The organism is Nostoc sp. C117 (genome assembly GCF_043099735.1).
In the GTDB taxonomy this organism is placed as follows: Bacteria; Cyanobacteriota; Cyanobacteriia; order Cyanobacteriales; family Nostocaceae; genus Nostoc.
In genome coordinates this window covers 6,660,150-6,681,809 of record NZ_CP170991.1, presented here as the reverse complement: position 1 = coordinate 6,681,809, position 21,660 = coordinate 6,660,150, and the positions used below count along the sequence as shown (strand labels likewise).

18 protein-coding genes and 2 pseudogenes are annotated in these 21,660 nt (G+C 41.0%); 14 read left to right on the top strand and 6 right to left on the bottom strand.

Annotation, left to right across the window (positions count from 1 at the left end; genetic code table 11):
- Positions 1-14 precede the first annotated feature (14 nt).
- From ACFG4S_RS28570 to ACFG4S_RS28555, 4 genes are all read left to right on the top strand, one after another.
- The gene (locus tag ACFG4S_RS28570; protein ID WP_392532284.1) at positions 15-1,583 is read left to right on the top strand and encodes a methyl-accepting chemotaxis protein; all 1,569 of its coding nucleotides are present in this window, start codon (positions 15-17) and stop codon (positions 1,581-1,583) included.
- 171 nt (positions 1,584-1,754) lie between these two features.
- A complete protein-coding gene (locus tag ACFG4S_RS28565; protein WP_392532283.1) occupies positions 1,755-4,124 on the top strand; it encodes a response regulator in 2,370 nt (789 codons plus the stop codon).
- Between the two features lie 291 nt (positions 4,125-4,415).
- Positions 4,416-4,577, top strand: a complete 162-nt coding sequence (locus tag ACFG4S_RS28560) for a helix-turn-helix domain-containing protein (protein WP_392532282.1) — start codon at positions 4,416-4,418, stop codon at positions 4,575-4,577.
- A 30-nt stretch (positions 4,578-4,607) separates the two neighbouring features.
- Positions 4,608-5,702 carry a hypothetical protein gene (locus ACFG4S_RS28555; RefSeq protein ID WP_392532281.1) on the top strand — a complete coding sequence of 365 codons (1,095 nt, stop codon included), beginning with the start codon at positions 4,608-4,610 and terminating at the stop codon, positions 5,700-5,702.
- Here the strand turns inward: ACFG4S_RS28555 and ACFG4S_RS28550 are convergent.
- Positions 5,699-7,615: a DNA cytosine methyltransferase gene (locus ACFG4S_RS28550; protein WP_392532280.1), complete on the bottom strand. Its 1,917-nt coding sequence runs from the start codon at positions 7,613-7,615 to the stop codon at positions 5,699-5,701. The two genes, ACFG4S_RS28555 and ACFG4S_RS28550, sit on opposite strands and share 4 nt — an antisense overlap.
- Positions 7,616-7,945: 330 nt before the next feature.
- Between ACFG4S_RS28550 and cheB the strand changes: the two genes are divergently transcribed.
- Complete coding sequence (cheB, locus tag ACFG4S_RS28545) at positions 7,946-9,067, top strand: chemotaxis-specific protein-glutamate methyltransferase CheB (protein ID WP_392532279.1); 1,122 nt, start codon at positions 7,946-7,948, stop codon at positions 9,065-9,067.
- 37 nt (positions 9,068-9,104) lie between these two features.
- Here the strand turns inward: cheB and ACFG4S_RS28540 are convergent, their stop codons facing one another.
- From ACFG4S_RS28540 to ACFG4S_RS28525, 4 genes are all read right to left on the bottom strand, one after another.
- Positions 9,105-9,698, bottom strand: a complete 594-nt coding sequence (locus ACFG4S_RS28540) for a Uma2 family endonuclease (protein WP_392532278.1) — start codon at positions 9,696-9,698, stop codon at positions 9,105-9,107.
- Positions 9,699-9,789: 91 nt separating this feature from the next.
- On the bottom strand, positions 9,790-10,173 hold the full coding sequence (locus ACFG4S_RS28535; RefSeq protein WP_392532277.1) for a response regulator: 384 nt from the start codon (positions 10,171-10,173) through the stop codon (positions 9,790-9,792).
- Positions 10,174-10,483: 310 nt separating this feature from the next.
- On the bottom strand, positions 10,484-12,523 hold the full coding sequence (locus ACFG4S_RS28530) for a GAF domain-containing protein (protein WP_392532276.1): 2,040 nt from the start codon (positions 12,521-12,523) through the stop codon (positions 10,484-10,486).
- A gap of 125 nt (positions 12,524-12,648) precedes the next feature.
- Entirely contained in the window at positions 12,649-13,221 is a 573-nt protein-coding gene (locus ACFG4S_RS28525) for a transposase DNA-binding-containing protein (RefSeq protein ID WP_392532275.1), read from the bottom strand.
- Between the two features lie 128 nt (positions 13,222-13,349).
- On the opposite strand from ACFG4S_RS28525, the gene ACFG4S_RS28520 reads away from it, so the two are divergent.
- Complete coding sequence (locus ACFG4S_RS28520; protein WP_392532274.1) at positions 13,350-13,736, top strand: FAD-binding domain-containing protein; 387 nt, start codon at positions 13,350-13,352, stop codon at positions 13,734-13,736.
- Positions 13,737-13,798: 62 nt separating this feature from the next.
- Positions 13,799-14,281, top strand: coding sequence for a hypothetical protein (locus ACFG4S_RS28515; protein ID WP_392532273.1), 483 nt, complete (start codon positions 13,799-13,801; stop codon positions 14,279-14,281).
- A gap of 13 nt (positions 14,282-14,294) precedes the next feature.
- Here the strand turns inward: ACFG4S_RS28515 and ACFG4S_RS28510 are convergent.
- A pseudogene (locus ACFG4S_RS28510) lies at positions 14,295-14,568 on the bottom strand (IS701 family transposase); the annotation flags it as partial.
- A gap of 4 nt (positions 14,569-14,572) precedes the next feature.
- On the opposite strand from ACFG4S_RS28510, the pseudogene ACFG4S_RS28505 reads away from it, so the two are divergent.
- The 7 genes and pseudogenes from ACFG4S_RS28505 to ACFG4S_RS28475 form a co-directional block, all read left to right on the top strand.
- Positions 14,573-14,731: pseudogene (locus ACFG4S_RS28505) on the top strand (hypothetical protein); the annotation flags it as partial.
- 36 nt (positions 14,732-14,767) lie between these two features.
- Positions 14,768-15,424 carry a pentapeptide repeat-containing protein gene (locus ACFG4S_RS28500; RefSeq protein ID WP_392532272.1) on the top strand — a complete coding sequence of 219 codons (657 nt, stop codon included), beginning with the start codon at positions 14,768-14,770 and terminating at the stop codon, positions 15,422-15,424.
- Between the two features lie 328 nt (positions 15,425-15,752).
- The gene (locus ACFG4S_RS28495; protein WP_392532271.1) at positions 15,753-16,184 is read left to right on the top strand and encodes a LysR family transcriptional regulator substrate-binding protein; all 432 of its coding nucleotides are present in this window, start codon (positions 15,753-15,755) and stop codon (positions 16,182-16,184) included.
- Positions 16,185-16,774: 590 nt separating this feature from the next.
- Positions 16,775-17,791: a hypothetical protein gene (locus tag ACFG4S_RS28490; protein ID WP_392532270.1), complete on the top strand. Its 1,017-nt coding sequence runs from the start codon at positions 16,775-16,777 to the stop codon at positions 17,789-17,791.
- A gap of 1,378 nt (positions 17,792-19,169) precedes the next feature.
- A complete protein-coding gene (locus tag ACFG4S_RS28485) occupies positions 19,170-19,751 on the top strand; it encodes a chorismate--pyruvate lyase family protein (protein WP_392532269.1) in 582 nt (193 codons plus the stop codon).
- Between the two features lie 26 nt (positions 19,752-19,777).
- Positions 19,778-21,316: a class I adenylate-forming enzyme family protein gene (locus tag ACFG4S_RS28480; RefSeq protein ID WP_392532268.1), complete on the top strand. Its 1,539-nt coding sequence runs from the start codon at positions 19,778-19,780 to the stop codon at positions 21,314-21,316.
- 34 nt (positions 21,317-21,350) lie between these two features.
- Positions 21,351-21,602 carry an acyl carrier protein gene (locus ACFG4S_RS28475; protein WP_392532267.1) on the top strand — a complete coding sequence of 84 codons (252 nt, stop codon included), beginning with the start codon at positions 21,351-21,353 and terminating at the stop codon, positions 21,600-21,602.
- Positions 21,603-21,660 lie beyond the last annotated feature (58 nt).

Below are 21,660 nucleotides of genomic sequence, written 5' to 3'. Positions count from 1 at the left end.
TTGGAGTTACAAGTATGTTAAAAAATATGTCTCTGCGTGGACGATTGATGGGATCGTTTTTGCTGATGGGCGGTGTCGTTTTGTTCATCGGCTTTGTTGGTTGGCGGGGTACTCATCAATTAAGCAGCCATATCGACACCCTCAGTAATAACAGCCTCCCCAGCATCGACGGATTATGGAGAGTTAATGAAGGGCAGACTCAGATCCAGTCGGCAGAACGAGCGATTCTCAACCCCGAATTACCCGCAGCAGCCAAACAGTCTGAGTTAAATCGAATGCAGGCAGCCTGGAAGCAGATTGACGCAGGTCTTGAGGAATATGAAACCACGCCCCGCACCCCCGACGAGGATAAACTCTATCAGACGTTTAAGCAACAGTGGCAGGCGTGGAAGCAGGATCATGCCGCCTATCTTCAGGCTTACCAGGATTTTACCCGCTTAGGTGTTGTAAACCCCACTGCCAAACAGCTGGAATTGACCAGCCAGAAGCGAGAAAATTCTCCAGAAATGAAGGTGGCGATCGCAGCTGCCGATCGACTGACAAAACTCAGACAAAACGCTGTTACCAAAAATGATGTTTCCTTTGCGGCTGCAACTAACTCATTGTTGCAACTGATCAAAATTAATCAGGATACTGCTGAAGATGCAAATAAAGCCGCTAGTGACGATAGCCGCTTGACCACAGGTTGGGTAGTTACTGGTATTATTGCTGGGCCTCTGGGGGCAATCTTACTAGGATTTCTTCTTGCTAAACCGTTGACAAGCAAAATTGCTCAAATTGTTCAAATAATGGCTGCCTCCACCAATGAAATCGCTGCTGCGATTGAGCAACAAGAACGGACTGCGACTCGCCAGGCAAGTTCTGTCAATCAAACCACGATCACCATCGATGAATTGGGAGCCTCATCGCAGCAGTCAGCCGAACAAGCAGGATCGGCGGTAGCAGGCGCACGGCAGGCGTTGATCCTTGCAGGTAACGGTGCTGATGCTGTAAAACGCACCCTCAAGGGTATGGAAACCCTACAGCAGAAAGTCGCAGCGATCGCCGACCATATCACACGTTTAAATGAACAAACCAAGCAGATTGGCAGTATCTCTGGTTTGGTGGGCGAGTTGGCAAGCCAGACTAATATGCTGGCGTTAAATGCGGCTGTAGAAGCAGTCCGGGCAGGGGAGCATGGTAAGGGTTTTGCCGTTGTCGCTGCTGAAATTCGCAAATTAGCAGACCAAAGTAAAAAATCAACCGAAAAAATCGGCACCTTGGTAGGGGACATTCAATCTGCCATCGGCATCACTGTTATTGTCACCCATGAAGGCACTAAAACTGTGGAAGAAGGGACGCGAATTGCCCAGGAAACGTCAGAATCCTTTGCAGGTGTAGAAGGTGCAGTGAATAATATTGTCATCAACAGCCAACAGATTTCACTCAATATCAACCAGCAAGCGATCGCCATTCAGCAAATTGTCTCTGCCATGAATGATCTGAATATTGCTGCGCGTGAAACTGCCAGTGGTATTAGCCAGATCCGCTCTGGTACTCAACAACTAAACGAGTCAGCGCAAGCACTCAAGGCAATCATTTAGTCGCACAATTTTGGATTTTAGATTGAAACCAGCAATCAAGTCAGGCGCTTGTCACTTAATTTGAGATTTTGGACTTAAACAAGCTCAGTCGAACCGCTTTTAAATCTTCAATCCAAAATCCAAAATCTAAAATCTAAAATTCCCTCGCTTAACCCTTAACTACTTAAAACTATGATGATTGATGATGAAGAACTGAGAGACGTTTTTAAAGTAGCCAGCGAAGAACACCTGCAAAACCTGGATGATGGATTACTGCATTTGGAAAACCATCCCGACGATCTGGCTGTCCTGGAAGCCTTGATGCGAGAGGCGCATTCCCTGAAAGGCGATGCCAATATGCTGGGAGTCAAAGATGTAGGCACTCTAGCACATCAGATTGAGCATATTTTGACTCAACTCAAGCAACAAGAAAACCCTGCATCCTCGTTGGGCGATGGCACAACAGACTCACCCTACGAACGCCTCGCTCATGCGATCGCTGCTATCCGCAGACTCGTTCATGAAGCCGTCACCGGAGAACCTGCCAGGGTTGATACCTTTTCTGTTCTGGCAGAATTGATGGGAGCGAGTGTGGGAGCAGGGGGAGCAAGGGGAGCAAGGGGGGATGAGGGGGATGAGGGGGATGAGGGGGATGAGGGGGATGAGGGGGATGAGGGAACAAGGGGACAAGGGGATACGGAGAATGAAAAGATCCTCTCTGCATTTTCCACACTCCCAACTCAGCACTCCCAACTCAGCACTCCCAACTCAGCACTCCCAACTCAGCACTCCCAACTCAGCACTCAGCACTCTTCTAGCTACCGCATCGAAACCATCCGCGTTGGTACTCGGCACTTAGATACATTGATGACGCAAGCAGGGGAATTAACTGTAACCAAAATTCGGATTGCTCATCGGCTGGGAGAAATTGAAGCGATCGCTAATTTGTGGGAAGAATGGAATCGAGATTTATTCACTAATCGGTTTGCGTTCAGCCGAGAGCAACAAGGTGATGTCGCCCTGCAACGTCTGGAAACTTTTCATCATCACTCGGAAAAACGATTAGAGCAATTGGGTCATTTGGTGAAAACCTTGCAGAGTTCCCTTTCGGAAGACACAACCCGACTGGAACAACTAAGTAGCGATCTAGAAGAAGGTATTCGTACCCTGCGATTGCTACCCTTTGCAACGATTTTCAACCTCTTCCCTCGGATGGTGCGCGATCTGGCGCAGCAGCAGGGAAAATTGGTGGAGTTGATCCTAGAAGGCAAAGACACCCTTGCCGACAAACGCCTGTTGGAAGAAATGAAAGATCCGCTAATGCACATTTTGCGGAATGCGATCGATCACGGAATTGAGCCACCACAAGAACGGGAACGGCTAGGAAAACCAACAACAGCAACGATTCGGCTCAAAGCTTACCAGACTCCCACTAACATTGTGCTGGAAATCAGTGATGATGGCCGGGGGCTTGACCTGGATAGAATCAAACAAATAGCGGTGAAACGGGGCATTTGCGGGGAGGAAGAATTAGCAGCAATGACTCCCAGCCAGATCCAGGCGTTGATCTTCGCACCGGGATTTTCAACAGCCCCCCTGGTGACAGAAGTATCAGGGCGGGGTGTGGGGCTGGATGTAGTGCAAACCAATGTCGAGAAATTGAAAGGTACGATTCAGGTAGAATCGTTTCCTGGACTGGGATGTATGCTGCGCGTCAATCTCGGTATCACCTTGGCGACTGCCCATGTCTTGATTGTACAAGTGAACCAAATGCCCTACGCTATCCCAGTGGAGTTTGTACAAACCGCTTGCTTAATCAAGTCAGAAGAGATTTTTCCCTTGGAGGGACGAGACACAATAATTCGGGATAGCCAACCCATTTCGATTGTGCAGTTGGCCGATCTATTAGAACTGCCTCCGATGCCATCTGGATTAACTCAAGAAACGGCACTTTCCTGTATTATTCTTCAGGTTGGGCAAGCACAACTGGGTGTAGTGGTAGATGCCTTAGTAGATGAGCAAGATGTAGTGATTAAACCCCAAAGTCAGTTACTTAAACGAGTCCGCAATGTTTCTGGGGCAACAATTTTAGGCACTGGAGATGTGTGTATGGTGCTAAATCCCCAGGATTTGGTGAAGTCAGCCCGATCGCGATCGCAGTCCATTTCTTCTACCCAAACTCGTCAACTTGCGCCTACGAAACCAACCGTCTTGTTAGTGGAAGATTCTATTGCCACACGCACGCAAGAAAAGCGGATTTTAGAAACCGCAGGTTATCAAGTGATTACTGCTGTGGATGGTTTGGATGGATTGAAAAAGCTGCGATCGCACACCGTTGATGCTGTTGTTAGCGATGTGCAAATGCCAAATCTCGATGGCTTGGGATTAACTGCCAAAATCCGCCAATATCAAGAATATAGCGAACTTCCAATTATCCTGGTTACTTCCCTTGCCAGCGATGAGGATAAACGTCGGGGTGCGGAAGCCGGAGCCAATGCCTACATTATCAAAGGCAGCTTTAATCAAGAAGCCTTGCTGTCAGCCCTCAAACGGTTAGTATAAGGGTTTTCCGATGAATGAAGAACAATTTTCTCGTAGTATATGTGAGACGACAGTATAACGCATCATTCCCCTAAATCGATGCGTTACACTGTCGCCAACGCATTATTTTCCTCAACTCAATGCCAACTAGGTTTTACCAAAAATTATAGCCTTAACCCGTAACTGAACTACGTTGTGATATTTACTATCTCAAAGTACCTTCAGATAGCGTTTGTTTATTAAAAATGCTAAAAAAAACTTGGTAAGCAGATCGCTACCATTCGTAAGCAAAAAGGATTAACTCAAGAAAACTTGGCTGAACTATCAGGCTATTCAGTTGAGTTTATAAGTTTGATAGAGCGTGGTATTAATGCTCCTACTATCGACGGGTTAGAAAAAATAGCACAAATTTTAAACTGTAAAGTTCAAATCTTATTTAAAGAAACAGATTCTCAAGATAATTCGCTTGGTTAGATTTAATTTTTAAAGTTGGCTTAATTATTAATGAATAATTTTGAATATACAGGCTTTTGCTTTACTTTAAAAAAAAATGATGAACATACTTTAAATCTAGATATCTTTAAAAAGGGAGAAGCTAATCTTTTTGAAAATTTAAATTTATTTTCTTGTTTACTTCATTCTTTTAAGCCTGATGAGAATTCAATTTGGCGAAAAGAAAAACGTCTTGATGTTGAGATAAAAGGATGGCCATCAAGCATAGAATGGGAAAGATTATCTGATACAAGTTTTAAAGGCATAATACAAGTTGCTAGCGATTTTAATTTTGAAAAATTTGCAGAAACTTTGAATATAGCAATTAAAAATATTATTGTTCCAGTAGAAAGAAAAACAGAGAAATATTATCAATTTGAAATAGGAAATAAATCTCATTGGAATGAATACTTCTTCAAATCTCGTGGACGGGAAATTTGTGGATTATGTATTCTATATGACACCGAATTTCATACTAGAGATGAACTTGAAGTTTCCATTGAAAAAAGATATCAGCCTCACAATATAAGTAAACTTGCTATTGGCAATAACGATACAACAATATCTAGATTATATGGAGATCCTAGTAAAATAATTGATTATTTTAGAAACCAAGGATGGACAAGAGAGGGTGACAACCCCACTTTAATCACTAAGCGTGAAAAAAGACAGGAAAAATATAAATTAACTAGTGTTCAACAAGATATTACTTTACAAGTTTATCGATCAACTATCAAGAGTTCATGGAAACGCCAATTATTCAGTCTTCATAACAATACTTGTAGAATATGTCATACAAAATATGAAGACATTAAATTTCTGGCTCCCGATCATAGAATTCCAGCCATTGTTCAGGCAGAAAATTTAACAGATGAAAATTATAAAGAAAAGTTAATGACTTTATGTATTTATTGCAACCAAAGAAAGAGGGAGTTTACGAAGAAAGTTACTCCCGACTACGATTGGGAAAATAGCCCTTGGGCATACCCAGAGAAATTTGAGGAGAAAAAAATAGTTGATGACATTAAGAGGTATGCTATTTTTTACCAAAAATCAATTCCTCAAGTTCTAAAAGAAATAGAACGTCTTCTCAAAGAAACAGACTAGGAATTCAGACAATTATTAGTCAGTGCTTTGTAAACCGAAGATGCAACTGCTTCTGCAACAGGGTAGGGCAGTGCATTAGCAATTTGGCGGTAAACAGAAGTCATTGAGCCAATAAATTCAAAGTCGATAGGAAAACCTTGTATATAAGCCATTTCCCTGCACGTTAACCTACGTTGATTTGAAGGGTGGTGCATTACCATTGCTCCTCCCTTATGATCGCCTCTAGCCGTAATAGTTGGACATGGTAAGTCAGGATTAATACGTCTATTTGATATATACCCATTAAACTTTAGTTTAAATTTGGAATATACATGATTTTTCAAATTATTTGTCTTATCAGGATCGGGAAAATTTGAAAGTGCCTGTCCCACAGATACATAGGATTTGAAATGACTTGGTTGTGGAGGAAATTCGATTTCTATTGTTATATCTTCTCTCTGTCCTAAAATAATAACTCTTTCTCTATTTTGTGGAACTCCATAGTCCGCAGCATTTAAAATAGCATATTTACACTTATAGCCACATTCATTAAAATCTTCCAATATTTTTTTAAAAACTTTTCCTTTATCAAGGCTAAGAATACCTTTTACATTTTCAGCGACAAAAAACTTGGGCTTTTTAATTTGTATTACTTTTACAAGATATTCATATAGAATATTCCGATTATCGTGAATGTTACGGTTCATGTTTGCTATTGAAAAACCCTGGCATGGAAATCCACCTATAAGAACATCACAATCAGGAATTTCATTTAGTTTGTATTCTTCAATATTACTATTAATTATATGATTACCTATATTTTTTCGGTATGTTTGTACAGCATCTTCAAAGTTGTCAATTGCCCACACAATGTCAAACCCAGCTTTTTTAAAGCCTAAGTCCATTCCTCCCGCGCCAGAAAATAAAGAAACCACATTGATATTTTTAGTTTCTTTATCTTGTTTTTCTATAAAGATTTTTAATCTCTTATTAGCTTCTAGAAATTCTTGTGCTATTTTTTCTGCATATAATACAGGTACTGCATTACCAATTTGACGATACATTGAGGTTACACTTCCTGTGAATTCAAAATCGGATGGAAAAGTTTGAATAAATGCTGATTCTCTAACATTTAGTCGTCGTGTTCCATTAGGGTGTGGAATTGCACATACTCCGCCTTTACCATTACCTCTAGCGATAATTGTAGGACATGGTTTATCACCATTGGTTTGTCTATGTCCCGTGTAATTTCTATATGAAACTTTATATTGTGAGCCTACTAAATTGGTGGTTGGTTTCGATCTTTCTAAATTTTCTAATGCAGAATTAATCGTAATCCATTTTTTGAGATTTTTATCTTTTTCAGAATAGTCTGGTAATGGATGCTTGACTCTAGCTTCGATAGGTAGGTCATTTCTTGTACCTAAAATAATAACTCGTTTTCTAATTTGTGGAACTCCATGATCAGCCATATTGACTAGTTGATATGTTACATAATAACCAACCTCTTGTAATTCTTCTAGAATATTTTGAAAAACAAGCCCGTCGTCTAGACTTAAAATACCTTTTACATTTTCGGCCATAAACCATTTAGGCTTTTTATCTTGTATTACCCTTAGCATCTCATTATAAAGTTCATTTCTCTCATCATCTTTTGAACGAAATTTATTGGCTACTGAAAAGCCTTGACATGGGAATCCACCAACAATGATATCGGCATTAGGAATTTCTTTGGAATGAACATCACAAATTGATTTATTGATAATATGATTGCCTATATTTTTTTTGTATGTTTCTACACAGTCTAAGTCATTATCAATTGCCCAAAGGATTGATAATCCTTGTCTTTGAAATCCTAGATCAATCCCTCCACACCCTGAGAATAGACTAATAACAGTAAGTTGACTAGTTTGAGTATCTTTAAGATTTATCATAATTGTAGAAAGAAAGCACTTCTTAAAAATTAACCGCTTTTTTAGTTTTAGCCTTAGCGTATTTTTTTCAGATAATGAAGATGATCATAGTTGAATGCTTGTCAGTAAAAATAGTACCGAAGGGGATGGCGCAAAGAAAGATCGCTGCTTTAAGCATGGGGACATCAGGTTTAAAGTATAAAATATAGCGCTAGGTAAATCAATAAAGCAACTTTATTAGTGCTGCTGCTAACGTCAGCAGTGAAGTTGTTAGGCGCTATATTGAAGATCCTCATGATGGATAATATAGAACACTGAAATGAGTGAGTTTCCAGCATCCCATGTATTCCTATGAAAAACTCTGCCCCGATTCGCGTCTTTCTGGTGGAGGATTCCCTCGTCGCCTTAACCATCCTCAAGCGGATTCTGGCGAGTTCCCCGGAAGTGGATGTGGTGGGAACTGCTTCCAATGGCGTGGAAGCATTGGAGCGAATTCCAGGCGCACAGCCCCAGGTAATCTGCACCGATCTACACATGCCCAAAATGGATGGACTGGAACTCACCCGCCGGATTATGACAGACTATCCCCGTCCCATTCTGGTAATCAGCACCTCCGTCAACACTCAAGAAGATTCCCGCAATGTTTTTAAACTGCTGCAAGCGGGTGCTTTGGATGTTTTTCCCAAACCCAGCATTGACTCACTTTCAGACTACGAACAAGTCAAGCACGAATTAGTCAACCGGATCAAAGTTCTGGCAGGGGTTACAGTCTTTACTCGCCACACTTCCCGTGCGACGGTAGAACCCAGAACGCATCCTGTTAGCCCCAAAAAGCCAGAACCATTTAGCCCAAAACCTGTCAGTAACTCGCAATTCCCCATTCGTAATTTCCCGTCCCTGCCTAAAGTCGTGGCGATCGGAGCCTCCACAGGCGGCCCCCAGGCATTATACGCGATTCTCAAACAACTGCCTGCCAACTTTCCCGTACCCATTCTGTGCGTCCAACATATCAGCGAAGGATTTCTGCAAGGACTGGTAGATTGGCTAGCAGCAGAATGTTTCCTGTGCGTGACGATCGCCCAACCAGGAGAATTTCCCAAACCGGGTACTGTCTACTTCGCTCCCGAACGACAACATCTGCAACTTGACACTCAAGGGCGATTAACCACCGTCAGCACCCCTGCCGTTTCCGGGCATCGTCCCTCGGTCACAGCTTTGTTTCAAGCCGTTGCTAACTGCTATCCGCGATCGGCGGTTGGTATTTTGCTGACTGGTATGGGACGGGATGGTGCAGATGGATTACAAGCGATCGCCCAAGCCGGAGGCACTACCATTGCCCAGGATGAACAAACCTGCGTTGTCTTCGGGATGCCCAAAGAAGCGATCGCTCTGGGAGCCGCCCAACATATTTTGGCGATCGGCGAAATTGCCCCCATGCTATTAAATCGAATTTCCAGTTATAGGCTGGGTTAGGCGTAGCTATAACGTGCAACGCATTTTATCCAAGGGGCTAATTTTGTCCAAATGCCAGAATCTGAGCAGCACTCAACTTAAAACCAGGAACGATCGTCGATGCTAGGGGGGTGTCACCCATATAAATTGTGTCTTCGTATTGCCCATTTACCCATAAGCACAGCGTCATTTGTTGCCTTTCCGGGTCAATAATCCAGTATTCCGCAATCCCTCGCGCCGCATATTCTGTGCGTTTGTAACGATAGTCTCGGTCGCGGTTGTCTTGTCCAGGTGAAACCACTTCAACCACCAAGATTGGCGGTGGCATATCTTGGGTAATCGTGTTGCTGCGTTGTCCTGCCAGGGTTGCGTATCCTTCTTCACTCAGTATGGTCAGATCGGGTAAGCGCACCTTTGCTCGTTTGCCACTCACCACAATTTCCATATCTTTGAGGTTGATCAGCACAATCGAAATGTATTTTGCTAATTCCAACATGAGGAGTTTGGCAAGCTTGCAGTTTTCTGGGGATTCAGTCGGCACTTCTACTAACTCTCCATCTACAAGCTCATAGCGCGTGTCAGTACCGTCGTCATAGGCAAGGTATTCCTCCATTGTCATCAACTTGGGGACGTTGGGTGCAGTTTGAGTCATGGCTAGAAATCTCCGCGATCGCCGCCGCAAGGCTGTCAGGATAGAAAACTGGCTGTGCCAATTTTAGGGCCAAATCTGATGAACAAGCAGATCAGGAGCCAATAAATTTTCGTACAGCTTCGCGCAATTGTTCAGCATCAAAAGGTTTGATCAGATATTCTGTTGCACCCGCCAAATGACCCTTCACTCGATCGAAGGGGGAATCTTGAGAAGTCACCATAATCACAGGCAAATGCTGAAACTGCGGCAGGCTCCGCACCGTGCGGCAAAACTCCAACCCGTTTACATCCGGCATCTGCACATCCAATAGCAAGACTGAAATCCGTTGATGATAAATGATCGACAGGGCATCAAGCGCGTTAGCGGCTGTTATTACTTGATAGCCCGGTTCTAACGCTCGTTTAATCATTTGATGAATCACAAGGCTATCATCAAGCGCGAGAACAATCGGTAAGCTTGTCGTACCATTTGACATACTTTACAAGTCGATGAGTCAATCATCGTTGGCGTTTACAAAAAGGCAGGAGGCAGGAGGCAGGATGTTAGGAGTATCAATTAAAACTCGCATTTGCAGGGTTTAAAGCCCAGTTTAAACAAAGAATTATACCCAGACGCACTGACGCGTTGTATAAAGCGTCCAAGATCAATCCCACTATGAGTAAGGGTAGGTTCCTCCTGCCTTCTGCCTCTACGACACGCTCTTGCGTTCGACCTCCTGCCTCCTGAACCTAGCATTCCCAAAGTCAGACTTGAACAATTGATATTTTGATAATTTTATACACACTTCAAGTATTTTTAACCAAAGGCTCAACCGGAATTTGAATCAAGAACTCGCTGCCTTTCCCAAGTTCTGAGGAGCATTTTAAAATGCCGCCATGTTTTTCAACCACAATTTGATAACTGATGGACAGTCCTAGCCCGGTTCCCTTACCAATGGGTTTGGTGGTGAAGAATGGATTGAACAGTTTTTGCTGGGTTGTTTCTGTCATCCCAGAACCGTTATCTCGAATCCGAATCACTACACTATCTGCGTGGGAGAATTGGGATAGATCGGAACTACCCGATTCTCTACTAATGAGTTCTGTTTGAATGGTAACGATCGGATTAGGCGTTTCATCTAAGGCATCGATCGCGTTACCCAAAAGATTCATAAATACTTGATTCAATTGCCCCGCATAACAATCAACAGGCGGTAAATTGTCATATGCTTTAATCACCTGAATCTCAAACTTGGCACTAGTTAATTTCAACCGACTCTTCAAAATTAACAACGTGTTGTCAATCCCTTCATGGATATCCACAGGTTTCATCTCGGCTTCATCCAGGCGCGAGAAGTTCCGCAGAGATAGGACAATTTGCCGAATTCGTTCTCCACCCATTTGCATCGACGACAATAGATTAGGCAAATCTTGCATCAAGAAATCAAGATCGATAGTCTCTATCTTTTCCTGAATAGCATCAGTTCCATTGGGATAGGTTGCTTGATAAAGATGCAATAGTTCCAGCAAATCTCGAACATAGTTAGTTGCATAAGTAATATTACCGTTAATAAAGTTGACTGGGTTGTTGATTTCGTGGGCAACTCCGGCCACCAATTGTCCCAGGCTCGACATTTTCTCTTGCTGTACCAGTTGCATTTGGGTTTGCTGCAACTGGCTCAGTGCGTTCCCTAGATAGGTGGCTTGAGTTTGAGCTGCCAAGGCAGTTGCTCGTGTTTGGGCAAACAGTTCTGCCTGATCGAGAGCGATCGCTACTTGATCGGTAACAGCTTTGAGTAACCGGACTTCGCTATCAGTCCATTGGCGCGAACCGCGACAGTGATGGCAAATAATAGCACCCAATTGACCAGAATGGGTTCTCAGTGGCAGCAACAGCATCGAGGTTACTGCCAGTTGATGCAGCAGGACGCGATCCTCTGGGGTGAGTGCCTCTGAGGTAGTAGAAACATCCTCAATCCTTAGCATATCTAGATTTAAGATAGTTTCTGCCAGAACGGAGCCTGGCCCAAGGGAAAGTTCCCCCAACGCCATCTGAATCTCTGGGTTAGTTGCTTCGTGAGTCACCATAAAGTTGAACCGATCTTTGTTGGGCAGACACCACACAAAGTCACAGCGATCGACTTGCAACAGAGTATGAATCTCATTCACTGCCGTTTGTAAAATCGTGTCCAGATCCAGAGAATTACGAATTTGATTTGCCAGATTAAACAGAATTGAATCTTGTTGACCAACCAATTCCTGAGTAATCAATTGCTGTTTTAGTTGTTTGATTTCCGGGATCGTTTGACGCAGCTTCGTGGTGTTGCGCTTTAGCTCCAATTGTGCTACCACTTGGTGGCTGAGTGTCTGCAATCCTTTCCGTTGTTTCTGGCTCAGATCGCGCGGTTCAATGTCCATGACGCAGAGTGTACCCAAGGCACAACCGCCAGTTATTACTAGGGGGACTCCGGCATAAAACCGGATATTGGGAGCATTTATAACGAAGGGATTAGTGGCAAAGCGGGGATCGGCCAAGGTATCTGGAATCACAAAGACATCTGACTGGCGAATGGTGTAGTTACAAAATGCGAAGTCTCGGCGAATTTCTGTTAATGTGATTCCTACCTTAGACTTAACCAACTGGCGATCGGCTCCGATAAAACTCACCAGTGCCATTGGAGTTTCGCACAGATCGGCTGCCAGTGCTGTTAAGTCATCTAATGCCCGATTGGGTAGAGCATCCAAACCCTGAAACTGATACACTGCTTTGAGCCGTGTCAGTTCGTTGGTGCAGGGCATCGTTGTGCAGGGGAGCATGGAATCAAGTAATAATTCAGGAATTTTCATAGTTTTTTTTATATTTAGGTGCGAACGCTAATTTGACTGTCAAATAGGTACATTTGCAATCGCTACTCTAAGTTTTTCTGAAGCTTTAGATTTCATAAACTCTTATTTGGTAGCAATATTTTAAATCAAATTATGAATGCGAGTTCAAGTATAACGCCGTTCACTTCGATGCTGTTAATGGCAGATGGATTGTAAAACTTATCCATCTGTACAGCATCTTCTAAATTCTCATATTTCCGTAGCCTACGAATGCGATCGCTTCCTGTGGGAGAAACAGCACCATCGCTGATTAACTGCATCTGCAGTCCTAGTGGCTGACCAAAGTCTGGGTCTAGTGCTAAAGAAGTATGTAAAATTAGTCCATTTCCACCATTGCCTGTAGGACCATAATCATCTCTTTTTTCTAAAATTTTTTTGTAATCCAGATAAGTTGTATCACCTACAGCTAATACTATTGGTATGCCATAAATCTGCTTAGAAGTCTGTTCAAAAGATGGTTGGGTCAATTTCTCAAAAGTTGTTTTGGGGTTAGAAAAGAATTCGTAGCCACGTTTTAGGTCACTAGCACTTTGAAATATTTGTGATAGAGGCTCACCATATTTTACTTTTAAAGCCTCCGCAATTAACACTGCTCTGTTGGTCAGGCGTTTGTCACCCAAATCACAATTGTGGTACGGATTCGCTTCTAATAGTTTCATTTGCACCCCAAAATACTACACTACAAGCACCTTACATTAGAGGACGCAAATCATCTTAAGTTCAAAGGATTGGTTCGCGACAATCTATCGCGAACCAATCCCCTTTTCCACATCCTGTGAAAAGTCAGATGCAGGCTGGTGCAACGAATCCACTTAGCGATACTTTCCGCATCTATAACCCGTCAAAGAATATTGCCGAAAAAGACCCTCAAGGAGACTTTATTTACCACTGGATACCGTCACTGCGGGGCTATAGTTTAGCAGAAATTGAACAGGAGAAATACATTAACAATAGTTATTATCCACAACCAATTTTAGATTGGTCAAAGACGCGTAAAGTTAATGGTAAAGTTGTTTCTGACTTACGAAAGCTAACTAAACAGCGATTGTTAAGCCAAGGTGGAGATGAATACGATAGTGCAATCGCTGCTAAAGTAACAGTTGAGAAATACTGGCAGCATCAAGACAGAGAGTATAAAGAATATCAACAAAAGCTTACTGAGGCGCAAGAATGAAGCATTATCTAGATTTTAGACTAAGCTCCTCTATATATTTATGTTGCGTCTGAACGAAGAAAATGCTTAAAAACCATCTAGAACTTAGAACCAAAAGTTACTTCAGGCTTAGTTCACAACTTGCTGGGTTGAATAATACGCAATTGTGTTCTTTGTTTGACAATAATGAGCCAGGTACATCAAGTTCAAGTTCGGGGCGAAATCATACCATCGTTCTTGGACAATTCAAAATTTTTGTCAAGCGCATTCCGATTACGGATATCGAATACGAAAACCTATTTTCTACCAAAAATCTGTATGACTTACCAACTTACTTTAACTACGGTGTTGGTTCTATTGGTTTGGGTGTCTTCCGTGAACTTGTAACACATATTAAGACTACTAACTGGGTATTAGAAGGAGCGAACGCCACATTTCCCCTAATGTACCATTATCGAATTATTCCGTTCTTTGGCCAACGCGAGAATATCGATATGGAAAATCACAAAAGCTTTGTGGAGTATTGGGGTATCCCTCTTCTGTCACTCTCCGGCATTAGCAAGTAGTAACTAAGTGAAATTATCCAGAAGCATAACAGGGTTTAAATTGATTCATTTCACTAATTAATTGATTGAATCCCAGCAATAAATTAGAATTGGGGAAAATATATCCAGGGATAAATCAACCAAAATAGTAAGAGTGGTTGGGCAATGAGACGCAGATTATTTAAAGTATTCTTCCATCCGCATTCATGGTTCCATTGTTGATGATTAGAAAAATCAACATCACTATTTTCTTTTACCTCAGTTTCAATTTGACGAGATTTATTTAAGCCTAACAAGGCTCTAGCATTTGCGATCGCAGGTAGTTTTGATGAAGTTGACCACGCTAAATTAAAAGCTATTCTTGCACTGTTACAAAAAATTTCTGGTGACGCAACTATAGAAATTATTCGAGTTGAAGAAGGCAGTATCAAAATTATTCTTAATGGTTCTAATGAAGGGTTAGAAAGAATAAAGAAACTATTTGAATCGGGGGAACTCACTGAAGTATTGGGTACTCCTGTTGAGTACGTTAATTTAACAGAACTAGATGAAAAGTCTTGCTTGATTCGAGATATTTTACAAAATGGAGCTAGCAGTCAAAATCTGAGTGGTGTCAACCTGAGTAGTGCCAACCTGTTCCTTGCCGACCTGAGTAGTGCCGACCTGAGTGGTGCCGACCTGAGTAATGCCAACCTGAGTAGTACCAACCTGAGTGGTACTAACCTGAGTAGTGCCGACTTGATTGATGCCGACCTGAGTGATGCCGACCTGAGTAATGCCGACCTGAGTGGTGCCGACCTGAGTGGTGTCAACCTAAGTGGTGTCAACCTGAGTGGTGTCAACCTGAGTGGTGTCAACCTGAGTGGTGTCAACCTGAGTGGTGTCAACCTGAGTGGTGCTAACCTGAGTGGTACTAACCTGAGTGATGCTAACCTGAGTGGTGCTGACCTGTTCCTTGCCGACCTGAGTCGAGCCAACTTGAGTAGTGCCTACCTGGTTGATGCTAACCTGAGTGGTATCAACTTAAGTGGTCAAAATGTACAAAACACGCGATTCGGAAATAATCAAGGAATTTCCGAATCTATAAAACGTAAGCTAATTCAAAAAGGAGCAATCTTTGAAGATTCTCCTGGCGATCGCTCTGACATTTTGCTTCCTCACTGAATAGTTGTTAGCTATCGCACCCTTTCCCCCAGAACTGAAACTGATTACTCCCGGTTCGCCCACTTTTTTTGGAGTTCGAGAAATTGTCAAAAATCAGAAAAATCTAGGTATCGTAAAGGTTTTAGCGATTTCACGAAATTCCCCTGAAATTATCACTCCCCTCTCAAAACTCTATTTTTATGCGAGCGCATAACGTCGGGACGAGAGTACATTTGAATCACAGCTTAGAACCCTGATTGAATCGTTCAGCTTTTTCCTAACTCAATTTAAAATGGGCGAACCGGGAGTAACTGATTGACAAAATGCGCTTTATTTTAACCTCTCACGGATGGTGTTAGACAAGAGTGAGGATGCTAAAAGTTCACTCTCGTTGTTCCAGCAGCGTCGGGCGCTGGCGGTATCTGTGAATCACCCCTTTGCCCAACGGGGAACAGTGCGATTGGCAGAAATTAATGAGCAGCCTTACATTGATCGGATGCATTGCGAACTTTGGGGTGAGACACGACAATTATTTGAGTCGAAAATGCTTCAGCCTCATGTGGTATATCGTGCCAACCACGAAGAATGGGTAATTGCTTTGATTGCCGCTGGGTTAGGGATTGCGATTATGCCAGAGTGGCAGGATATTCCAGGCGTTGTCTACATTCCCATTTCTGATCTGCCGCTGCATCGGGCAATCGGATTAGTCTGGCGAACAGCGCAAGAGAAAGAGGTGAGCGATCGCTTTCGTGCCTTTGCAGCTAGCCATGATTGGGGGTAAATATAGCGTAGATACAGGGCTGTTTAGTGCCTATTTCCAGCATAATTTCTAATTGATAAAAGTAAGATTATCTTAACCTCTCACCAATGCTTCTATAGCTCTATGCACGCTCATTTAGACTTAGTATAATTAAACACTTATTAAGAGAACAGACAATACTCTTGATTTTCAAAATATGCCTTGACCAGAAAATTTCCTAATAATAATTTTTTGATTACTTTAACTTAACCTGGAATTTATATATTAGGTACTATCTAAATAAAAGTTTTGAAGAAGAATTCAGCTATTCTGAATGGGCTAAACGCCCCGCTATCGCTAACAGGAGTCAGAATCAATTGAATGGGGATTCAGACCCCAAACGCCACTTGCTTTATGCCGGGAAACCCGTCCACCGCAGTGGCTCCCAATTGTAGACACCGTACAGACGATAGCGCCGGCGGCAAGCGACGCAGGAGCGTCTGGGGTTTTAAACCCGTTTATTCAGACGCTCGAGTACTCGCTTTCCGCCGCCGCTATCCACTTTTTCGTTCAGAATTCAATTCTGAATTCTGGCTCCAGAATAGCTAAATTCTGTTTGATAAATAATTAAAATGAAAACTAGCTTGGAGTACGTAGTTGATAATTTTATGTCCATTAATGTTGCAAAAAATAGAATTGTTCAACCAGTTATAAAATTGGAAGAATTTCAGCAAGGTCGTATTCTTGCTGAAGAAATGGGACTTTTGACTGCTCTACCTCCGGATCTAGTTGAATTGTCTACTATGCTTAAAGATATAATCGGGAACTCGAAAGTAGTAAGGGGTGTATCCGCAGGTGATTATAATTCTTTAATAATGTTTTCTGCCATCTATTGGGGAATTGTCAAAACGTTTCCTCGTACTGTAATTAGAAATACGAGAAGGTTTTTGACCAGATTTAATCTTGATAAGAGTAAAAATTCCAGTCGAGATTTATTATTTATTTTTAATTTTACAAATACACAAAGAACAAAGATTTTAGATTCAATTCAAAATGGTATTTCCGGAATTTATAAAGACTATGGTTTTGAAGAAGGAAGCCATATGGATTATTGGAAAGAATTAATGAATCATTTGGGAATAATGATTGATTCAAAAACAGGTAAACTTTCTCAAGCTGGAAGTATACTTATGAATCAAGTTGAAAATGCTGAACCAGTTAAAGCTATAGATATAGTAATCAATAAAGAATTTGATGACAGAGATGCTTTAATTGGTATGTTGGCAGTTGAATTTTTAGCAGTTGGTGCTTCGGAATCTATAATAGATTCTCCAGGTTCTCAAGCACTTTTTGATTTCCAAGGAAAACGAGTGCCTAAAAGCTGGTTCGATGTCCATTATAATACAGGAGATCAACATTTATTTATAAATGATATTAATGTTCTATCTAATGGAGAAATTCCCAAATTACACCTACCTCATGATATCATTGGTTTTAACATGGCTAAAATAGCACATAATGCAGATCATAATGAAGAAAACTTTCATCAAGTTTTGCATGAACGAGTACTTAAGATTGCTAAAATGTTTGCAAGTGCTGGTGATTTTATGTATGAATTAGATGGTGTAATGGAGCTATTGGTTAAGTAGATAAATTAGTTTTTTGCGCTTTATACTTTATATAGGAATCCATTATTACTACACTCTGATATCAAAGTTATAATCTGCGCCCAAGACACGTTCACGTAGGGCAAACGCATCTAAATATTAAAGATCGATAATCAAGGTGGAATTCCCCAAAACTCTACCACACAGTACTTTCAGAGAATTAAGTATAAAATTGAATAAGAATGATAATCGTTGTAGGGGGGATGAGTTTGTGGCAGCCGTCGGCTGCCAATCAATACGGGTTCGTTTTTGTAGTAAATTCATTCTTTGCGTTAAATAAAAAGAACCAGATTATAGTTGAATGAAGCTTAAGCCCAAAATCACGATTGCTGACCACTTTTTTATTAGTAAATAAGGTGCGTTTACCCTACACGTTCACGTTCCTTGTTCTGTTGAGTCTCAAGGTATAACGAATTTTTTGTTGGCAGATCACTTCATGTACTATCGTATGTAAGTAACCTCAGCTTTATCAATCAATTTAGATTGCAATTCTGAATGATACATCTTTTTTAAAGACACTTTTGAGCCTCAAACTCTTCTCGCTTCATATCTTTGACGCACGAGCCATACAAAGCAGAAAAAGCCCCGACCGAGCAGAGTCGTTGCGCGGTCGTAGCTCATAATTTTTCTTAGCGTACAAAAAACCTTTTTTGGCACGGTAATGCCGATCCCAGCGCCGAAATGTTCTTGATTCTATAACAGCAGCAACTTTTGCTGCACGCATAGGTAAACTTACTCCTTCTTTACTTCCAGAAGTTCCTACTTCTGAGCAAGTAATAAATGCTGCTTAATTCCCCTAAGCCATACCCGTTTATTTACTTTTATTCAATAGAGTCAACTCTCTTAGACTAATTCCCCTAGTTTCTTCACTCATTGACATCTATTGGCTTTTAGTCTGTGATCGCCCCGTGATCGATTACGTTTTAAACCTGTGACATCAACCTGACTCCTGACTATTTTTTGACAACAGCATTGAATTTTTCTCATTCATTTTGCCCAATTGTGCGTTTTTATCTGGTCTTTTATTCTTATCTTGTTTCATTTGTCAAGTTCACTTTATACCAAATTAGATGAGCTTACCCTGCAATTGCAGTGAAGACAAAATAACTATTAAATATCTAGCTAAAGTGGTAATATTTTCTGGAATCCGCTTCTGTGCATTTGTAGCTTTGTTGAGATGGTAAATAGTACTACTTAAAAAAATAAAAGTAGGAGAGCTTTATAATATATAGGACTTATTCATTGACAAAAAACTGACTATGTACATTCAATTCCAGATTCTGTTTTAGATGTTTCAGTATGAAGTCATGAGCCACTTGAAGAAACAAATTTCATTATCAAAAATTCAAGAGAAATTAAGATGAACGGTAAAATAGCTGTATTAGCCCCAAACTCGAGTCGAGATTTTTCATATTCTCAGAAATGCTATATTGACCCTGCTGTATTGAGTATTTTCCAGAGAATTTTACTAACCAATAATGGCACAATCACAGATTTAATTGAAATATATATGGGTGAATCAATTAAGGTTAAAAAGTTGTCGGAAAACATTCTAAAATTAAATAATGAACTGCTACCGATGCAGCTTAATGAGGGTGCGAAAGTCCTGGATCGCAAAATTCTCCTACAAGGTGGCATTAGTGGACGCAACTATATTTATGCAGAGTCAATCATTGCCTTAGAAAGACTTGATGAGCAAATTCGAGAAGATTTATTAACGACTAAAAAACCGATTGGTAAAGTTTGGCTCGAAAATAAAGTTGAAATTTTTAAAGAAACTCTTGAAACAGGTAAAATGTCAGCTCAAGAATTAGCGCCTTATTTTGATATTGCTCCCGAGGAAAACCTACTTTTTAGAACATACTGTGTTCTTTCTAATCGTAATTATACTATGATGATTACTGAAAAATTTCCTGAGAGCTATTTTATTCGACAGTTTTAAAAATTTCTAAACTTTGAGGGTTTAAAATGTTAGTTCAACTGTTTAAACAAGCAGTAAATAAATTTCCCCAAAAAATAGCGATCGCTTATGACAAATTAAAGATTACTTATCAAGAACTTGACTTGAACGCTGAAAGATTGAGTACAGGATTAAGCACTTTAGGAATAACGCAAGGAAACTGTATCGCCGTCGTTTTGCCAAACTGTCCGGAATTTGTCTTTAGTTTTTATGCGATCGCTCAGTTAAATGCTATTATTCTACCCTTAAACCATCTCTTTAAAGAGGAGGAATTAAGCTACTGTATCGAGGACAGTCAAGCAAAAGCAATTATTACCAACTATAAGCAATTAGAAATTTGTCAAAAAGCGATCGCCAAGCTTAATCGAGAGATTCAAATCATTCTCATTGATCGCGTGGTTTCTCAGACACAATTCTTTTATGACTTAGTAACCAAAAAAGCAACCAGCGTCATAAGTCAGTCAAATACAGTCTTTAGAGGAAATTTTATTTATCAATATTCATCTGGTACGACAGGAAAACCAAAGCGAATTTGTCGCACCCAAGACAACTTATATCATGAGTCCAAAAACTTTGCTCAAACGACTCAAATTACTCCAAACGATAAAATTTTGTGTGCTGTTCCTCTGTATCACTCACATGGGTTAGGTAATTGTTTATTAGCCGCCACTTGTAATGGTGCAACCCTCGTTATTCTCGAACCCGTTTTGCAAAAAGATGGCACACCTGTTGAGGTTCCCTTTGTCTTCCGTCGCCCGAGAATTTTGTCACTGATTAAAACTGAAAAAATTACCATTTTTCCAGGCGTTCCTTATATCTTTAACACAATGGCGGAAACTCCTGGTGACCAAAGCGTTGATCTATCTAGTTTGAGATTGTGCTTTTCAGCAGGAAACTTCTTATCCGAGGAGATTTTTGACAAATTTTTAGCCCGCTTTAACTTGCCAATTCGACAGCTTTATGGCTGTACAGAAGCGGGGGCTATTGCAATTAATTCAGAAAGATATCCCGTACCAACTCGGAATTCTGTCGGTTTCCCTTTAAAGAATGTCGAAATCCAAATTATCGATGAAGCAGAGAATGAACTACCCGACGGCATGATTGGGGAAATTGCGATCAAAAGTCTCTCTTTAACCAGTGGTTATGCAAACCAGCCTGAATTGAATCAGCAAGTATTTAAAAATAGTTATTTCTTAACAGGAGATATCGGAAAAAAAGACCACACTGGACGCCTTTATGTTACAGGAAGAAAAAAACTCTTGATTGATACAGGTGGTCGCAAAGTTGATTCCCTGGAAATTGAAGAAATTCTCATGAAGCACCCCAAAATTCAAGAAGCGGTTGTGGTGGGAGTCAAAGGCGAGTATGCCGGAGAATTGATCAAAGCCGTTCTAGTCAAGAAGCCACAAGAACCCTGTGAATATTCAGAAATTATTTCTTTCTGTAAAACGCAGATGGCAGAATTTAAAATTCCCAAAATCATCGAATTTCGTCCAGAAATTCCTAAAACTCCTTTAGGGAAAATTCTGAGAAAAGAATTAGTTTAGTCCACAAATACTTAGAGGTATCAAAGCAATGGTCATGTCTGCAATCAACATCAAACAACAAATCACCCAAGTAATTTTACAAATTATTCCTGATATCACTTCAGAAGATTTACAAGAACATGTGGATATTTTCAATCTGGGTCTTGATTCAATTAACGCAATGGCTCTCGTTTCTAACCTCCAAGATGTCTTTGATATTCAGCTAGATGCTAATGAAATTAGTTTCGAGAATTTTCAAAACATCGCAACAATTGCGGCGATGGTCGAGCAGAAGAAAGGCTTTTGATCTTCCTGGCGCTCTATTTAATCCAGGACTTACGCAAAAACTCTCTCAAACTCTTATT